We start from the raw sequence: 5,999 nt of genomic DNA on the forward strand, positions 1-5,999 counted from the left end.
GAAACAACCTTTTATCCATCTAAATACCATATTTATCGCCTCCAATATAATATTGCATCTTTTCCATTATTTGGCAAAACCTTTGTTAACAGTGCCTAACCCTTATATCAAGTGTAAAGATTCTCAAGATTCAGAGGATGATCCGTGCTATATATTAAAAACCCAAGTATTAGAGGTTTTTGCCAACAAAGGTAATAAGAGCTCTGATTCTGTAAGTGCTGCGCCACCTTTGGGCATACTATCTGGGGCAAGTGCTAAGTCAGCACCTAATAATATAGAGGGCAGCGAGCCCGCAGCGAGCACAAATAGCACTCAATTTGCTACACCAAGCAATGTGCAAGATGCTAACGTTGCTGTGTATAATAATATAACAGTCGAAGCGCCTGCGGCCAATATAAATAGCGCTGCCAAAGCGTCTGAGAAATGTGAAAAAAATAACACTCAATTTTGGGGTATTGACTTAGGTAATAATGCTCATTCTGTGTGTAATAGTACTAATGTAGATACTAGCAAGTCTGTGATTGGTACAGAGAGTGTTAATGATGTAGATAGTAGTAGTGCAGATGCTAATATAGGTGGGATTGATATAAAGAGTAGCAATCCCACTATAGGGCAGGCTGATCATACTAAGTCTGGAGGCAAGCCGTTAAATGATGAAGCGTATTATTATGCTGCTTTTTCTGGCGCTGCTTTTCCTGAATGTCATCAGAAAGATGGTAATGCTGAACATATCAACTCTAAAGCTGGTATAAGTAGTGGATCTAGCTCTAAGGGCTCATCATCTGCTGAAGAAACTAAATCTGGTAATGCTATTAAAGGTCCTGGGAAGGAAAATGGACATGTAGCAAAAGATAATGCTAATATTTCTTCACCATTTGAGAAATTTAATCCTTCTGCAACTATAAAGGGGCAGTATAAGAATGTAATACTTGGGTTTGGTTTCTCAGAGAAATATAAAACTATTTCTGGTTCATTATCTTTATTAGAGGAAAATCCAATTGAGGTTGGGTTTGAATATACACATGGCGCAGATAAATCAGAATCTTTTGATATAAAATTGAACAGAGCTTCTGTTTCAGTCTCTAGTATGTTTAACATAAACGAAAAGTTTATGATTGGTGCAAAGGTTAACTTAGGTAACTCTGCTATATCTATTGATCAACATAAAGAAAACTTCTTTAGCTTTGGATCATCAATTATTTTCTCATATAGTATGAGTGAGAATATCAATTTTACTTTTGAAGCTGGTTTCAACAAGGTGCATGGTGATATTATACTAAAAGATAAACAGGCGACTATAAATCAAGCTAAAAATGCTAGTGTGGATTTTGGTGTAAAGTTTATATTTTAACTAATCTCTCAATTAATTACTCTTTACGGGCTAAAGGTATTAGCCACTTAGAGAAGAATGCGGGTAGGGGCCATGTATCTTAAAGAGCGAATCTTTTTGCCTTTCTGGTATATCTTCTGCCCCTTTGGTACATGGTGCTGTTCTATGATTCTTTTTTATCATTGGGTTTATTTTTAACAACAGATAGTGATTTTATTGCATATCCACACAACTCTAAAAATGATACTCCGTTTTCTTTTGCTAAGTTTCTTATTGATTGCAAGCCATCAGAAATTTCTTTAGGTATAAGGCCGCCTCTCTCAACTTTAATCAATGTTTCTTGAAAATGTGTAGGTGTATGTTTGTGATCAGGGTTACCTATATACAGCTTTACATTTTCCTGACGGTTACCAAATACACACGGTACTTCAAGTTCATGTATCTCGGATCGCTTTCCATCCCTCAGTTCTCTTTTTTTTCTCATAGAAAGGTTTTGTGAAGACATATCGTATGGTAATAGATAGTTGAACAAGTAACTACGATGTTAACTCAGGTTTTTAAAAACACCATGCATATAAAATTTTACGCAAAAAAATCATTAGGTCAAAATTTTTTAATAGATAAGGAAATTGCTCATAAAATACCTTCATTAGCTTCAGATATTTCTGAAAAAAGAATATTAGAAATAGGACCAGGTTTTGGAAGCTTGACACACAGTATATTATTACAAAAACCGAAATATCTTTTTGCAATAGAAAAAGACCACAGATTTGAGCAGCCTCTGCTAGAGATTAAAAAATTAAATGAAAATTTCAATTTTCAAATAGGGGATGCTTTAGATAATTTTGATTATTATACAGAAAAGTATTCAATAATAGCGAACTTACCATACAGTGTTGCTACACCATTACTTTTAAAATGGGTATATTCATCCTCTCTTATAGAAGAGATAATAGTAATGGTGCAAAAAGAGGTGGCGCTTAGAATCACTAATACCTATCAAGATGCAGAATATTCAAGATTAAGCATTATAACACAAACAGTTTATGATTCATGTATATGCTTTGATGTTGCAAAGGAGTGTTTCGATCCGCAGCCTAAAGTTACATCTTCTGTTGTTTATATGAAAAACAATGGCAAAAAATATACAGAAAAATTTCTCCAAACACTAGAAATAGTCACATTTCATGCTTTCTCCCAAAGAAGAAAAAAAATTTCAAATTCGCTCCTTCTGCTTTTTGGTAATAATACTAAAGCAATTCTTAATGATCTTGGTATAGATTCACAAAAAAGAGCTCAAGATCTATCATTGAATGATTTTCACTTGCTGACAAGGTTTTCCATAGAGGAAAAATATGATGTTTAGTCACATTTTGGAGAATCAAAATGCTTAGCTATGTGAAGCTGTTAATAATAACGCCATATTAAGTATTTCTGAGAGATATAGCTAAACCGTTATAAAATATCATACTAAAAAAGAGGTGAATAATTGATCTAAGGAGCAGTTAATGGCTCTGCGCTTGAGCCCATTTTTTCTCAATTGGCAGGAGAGTGTAGATAAAGTAGCCAGCATTGTTTATAAATTTTTGCATATTTTTCCAGTGTTTTTATATGTTACTGACAATAGTTTCATCGCGTAAGCAATACTAGACTTGCTTACACATAACCTTTTTGCTCGTTCGTATCCATACGAATCCGGATATTTTCTAATATCTTCCATTAAAGCCTCTTTATTGATTTTTGGCTTATTTCTATTCGCTTTAGGCATTATTTCCTTCTTCCATCTGCTTAAGGTTCTCATTGACAGATTTTTCCATACTTCTTCATACTTCATACCAGATTCATGCAGCTTCATTATTTTTTTCTAAATTGTATTGGATAGGTCATTAGCTATTTTGATTGATGATTTATATACACTAAATATTATGCCATTTTATAGCGCTTTAGATATATTGATTACCTATGCTAATTCAGCTTGAATCACTATATATATTAATTTGCTTAAAAAAGTTACTATACAAAATAAAAAGTATTATCTACCCTAGATTGTATTGATACATCTATTGATAATATGTTTATTTACAATTCTTTTGTTGCAAAATGTATCAATATATTGATATCATTTTGATATTGATTATCAAATCTATTGAAGAACATGGATGTTGCTATAATAAAGGCTCTTAGGACGCCAATAGGGAAATTTTGTGGAGGTTTAGCAAAAAAAACCTCATGGGAGCTTGGCTCTGAAGTAGTAAAAAATATATTAAATGATACTGGCGTTTCTCCAAAGGAAATCTCGGAAGTGATAATGGGTCAGGTATTGCTATCAGGCGCAGGGCAAAACCCCGCAAGAAGAGCCGCATTAAGCGCTGGTATTCCAGAAAGTGTACCTGCCTTTATATTAAACCAGGTTTGCGGCTCTGGCCTTAGAGCTGCAGCCATTACAATATTAGAAGACCCTACAAAAATAATAATAGCGGGTGGGCAAGAAAGTATGACAAACGCACCATTTGCAGTAAATATTAGGGCAGCAAGGAAAATGGGAAATATAGATATGCAAGATCTAATGTTAACAGATGGTCTGATGGACGATTTTCTAGGTGTACATATGGGTATTACAGCCGAAGGGTTGGCAAAGAAATATTCCATAACTAGAAACATGCAAGATAATTTTGCATTAGAATCTCAGCAAAAAGCTTCAAAAGCTCAAAAATTATCCCATTTTAAAAATGAGATAATTCCTATGCAAATAGATGGTAATATACTTTCTGAAGATGAGTTTATTAGGCATGATATGGACCTTGAGAAGCTCTCTAAACTCAGGCCTGCATTCATAAAAGATGGTGGTACCGTAACAGCTGGTAATTCATCAGGAATAAATGATGGAGCGGCCGCAGTTTTATTAATGAGCTTGAAAGAGGCTCAAAGGAGGAAGTTGGAGCCAATGGCTATTATAAGGTCATTTGAGCAAAGTGGTATAGAACCAGGACTAATGGGGATAGCGCCAGTAGAAGCTTGTAGGAAGGCTTTAAAAAAGGCATCTTGGAGTGTATCAGATCTTGGTCTTATAGAAGCAAGCGAGGCTTTTGCTGTACAGCTTATTTGTGTAAATAATGAAATGGGTTGGGATGCAAGTAAGGTTAATGTTAATGGTGGCGCCATAGCTTTGGGCCATCCTATTGGCGCCTCAGGCGCTAGAATATTAACGACCTTACTCCATGAGATGCATAGAAGAGATGTTAAAAAATCTATAGCAACATTATGTATAGGTGGCGGTATGGGAATCGCTATGTGTTTAGAACGTTAATTTTTACAGTTTTTTATAATATGTTTATAATATGAGAAGAGTACTTATAACAGGTGGCACTAGGGGGATAGGAAAGGCAATAGCAATTGGTATGCATAAGCAGGGCCATAAAGTAATTGCAAATTATTTAGGCAATAATTCTGCGGCTGAGGCTTTAGAAAAAGAGTTTGGGATAAAAACATTGAAATGGGATATTGCGGATTATTCTCAGTGCAAAGCCGCAATAGAAAAAGCAGAAAATATGCTTGAGGGCAATATAGAAATTTTATTTAATAACGCTGGTATAGCAAGAGATGCCATGCTCCACAAGCAATCTATAGAAAATTGGCATGCTGTTATAGATACAAATCTTAGCTCGGTTTTCAATATGACAAATCTTATCTTGCCAAAAATGAGAGAGGCAAAATTTGGTAGAATAGTAAGCACAAGCTCTGTCAATGCACATGGTATGCTTGGGCAGACCAATTATGCTGCTGCAAAAGCTGGGATTGAAGGGTTTACAAAATCACTCGCTTTGGAAGTAGCAAGATATGGTATTACCGCAAATGCAATTGCTCCAGGCTATATAGATACAGAAATGATGAATATCGTACCACAAAAGATACTTGATGGCATAATTGCTCATGTCCCTATGGGTAGGCTTGGAAAAGTTGAGGAAGTAGCTCAAGCTGCTTTATTCCTTGCAAGTGAATCATCATCCTTTATTACAGGCGTTATACTACCAGTTAATGGGGGCTTAAGAATGTATTAGTTTTTTGATAAATAAATTTAAAATGGAATTCAGAAAGCCTTGAATTTTTGGATAACACTAAATTAAATAGTTTTTGGGATAAGTGAGCTAATGGTGTATGCGAGACTTCGTATGCGCCATTAGAGGAATAGGATTTTTGAGTTGCAATTCAAAAAAGCCTTAGATATCTTTAGACGGTATAAGAATAGCAAAAACTGACGCCATGTCTCAAATTTCATAACCCTACATAAAGAGGAGAACTTGACACCTTGAGTTTTCCTATTTAGGTACTGGTAGAACCTGCGATATAGCTAAGTCAGTATGAAACGTCATATAAAATAGGAATTAAGAAGCTAGAGCAATTATTGCGCCATTTTATACTATCTTAGCTATATAGTTATTTAAGTTAAATTAGCATATTAAAAACAAAGCTAATAAGCTGTAATACAGGGAGTATTGTACCATCTCAAATAAAATGACTATATCTCTTTATTGCTCTAATAAGCAAAATTATATAGTGATTTAAGTTAAACTATAGCCTAGGCAAAAGAGGTTGATATAATAAGATGATAATATCATTGGTTAGTTATAATATTTTCGAATGGGAAGAGCGTATTCTCTTAGAGAAGAGG

General features: G+C 34.6%; 6 protein-coding genes. 4 read left to right on the top strand and 2 right to left on the bottom strand.

Translation table 11 applies throughout. The annotated features are described in order from the left end of the window. The coding region (locus tag Cyrtocomes_RS04875; RefSeq protein ID WP_322498073.1) for a hypothetical protein at nt 1–1,351 on the top strand (1,351 nt) is incomplete at its 5' end. Between the two features lie 142 nt (nt 1,352–1,493). On the opposite strand, the gene Cyrtocomes_RS04880 is transcribed toward Cyrtocomes_RS04875, so the two are convergent. Then, the gene (locus Cyrtocomes_RS04880) at nt 1,494–1,814 is read right to left on the bottom strand and encodes a DUF2610 domain-containing protein (protein WP_322498074.1); all 321 of its coding nucleotides are present in this window, start codon (nt 1,812–1,814) and stop codon (nt 1,494–1,496) included. An 84-nt stretch (nt 1,815–1,898) separates the two neighbouring features. Here Cyrtocomes_RS04880 and rsmA point away from each other — a divergent pair, with 84 nt between their 5' ends. Next, on the top strand, nt 1,899–2,696 hold the full coding sequence (gene rsmA, locus Cyrtocomes_RS04885; protein WP_322498075.1) for a 16S rRNA (adenine(1518)-N(6)/adenine(1519)-N(6))-dimethyltransferase RsmA: 798 nt from the start codon (nt 1,899–1,901) through the stop codon (nt 2,694–2,696). A gap of 210 nt (nt 2,697–2,906) precedes the next feature. Here the strand turns inward: rsmA and Cyrtocomes_RS04890 are convergent, their stop codons facing one another. After that, complete coding sequence (locus tag Cyrtocomes_RS04890; RefSeq protein WP_322498076.1) at nt 2,907–3,185, bottom strand: IS630 transposase-related protein; 279 nt, start codon at nt 3,183–3,185, stop codon at nt 2,907–2,909. Between the two features lie 300 nt (nt 3,186–3,485). On the opposite strand from Cyrtocomes_RS04890, the gene Cyrtocomes_RS04895 reads away from it, so the two are divergent. Both Cyrtocomes_RS04895 and Cyrtocomes_RS04900 read left to right on the top strand, forming a co-directional pair. Next, a complete protein-coding gene (locus tag Cyrtocomes_RS04895; RefSeq protein WP_322498077.1) occupies nt 3,486–4,637 on the top strand; it encodes an acetyl-CoA C-acetyltransferase in 1,152 nt (383 codons plus the stop codon). 31 nt (nt 4,638–4,668) lie between these two features. Then, nucleotides 4,669–5,388: a 3-oxoacyl-ACP reductase gene (locus Cyrtocomes_RS04900; protein ID WP_322498078.1), complete on the top strand. Its 720-nt coding sequence runs from the start codon at nt 4,669–4,671 to the stop codon at nt 5,386–5,388. Nucleotides 5,389–5,999: the final 611 nt, after the last annotated feature.

It is taken from the genome of Candidatus Cyrtobacter comes, assembly GCF_034470605.1.
Taxonomy (GTDB): domain Bacteria; phylum Pseudomonadota; class Alphaproteobacteria; order Rickettsiales; family Midichloriaceae; genus Cyrtobacter; species Cyrtobacter comes.

Coding starts and splice junctions, on each gene's coding strand:
- Cyrtocomes_RS04880 (WP_322498074.1), bottom strand. CDS start 1,814: ATGAGAAAAAAAAGAGAACTGAGGGATGGAAAGCGATCCGAGATACAT.
- rsmA (WP_322498075.1), top strand. CDS start 1,899: ATGCATATAAAATTTTACGCAAAAAAATCATTAGGTCAAAATTTTTTA.
- Cyrtocomes_RS04890 (WP_322498076.1), bottom strand. CDS start 3,185: ATGAAGCTGCATGAATCTGGTATGAAGTATGAAGAAGTATGGAAAAAT.
- Cyrtocomes_RS04895 (WP_322498077.1), top strand. CDS start 3,486: ATGGATGTTGCTATAATAAAGGCTCTTAGGACGCCAATAGGGAAATTT.
- Cyrtocomes_RS04900 (WP_322498078.1), top strand. CDS start 4,669: ATGAGAAGAGTACTTATAACAGGTGGCACTAGGGGGATAGGAAAGGCA.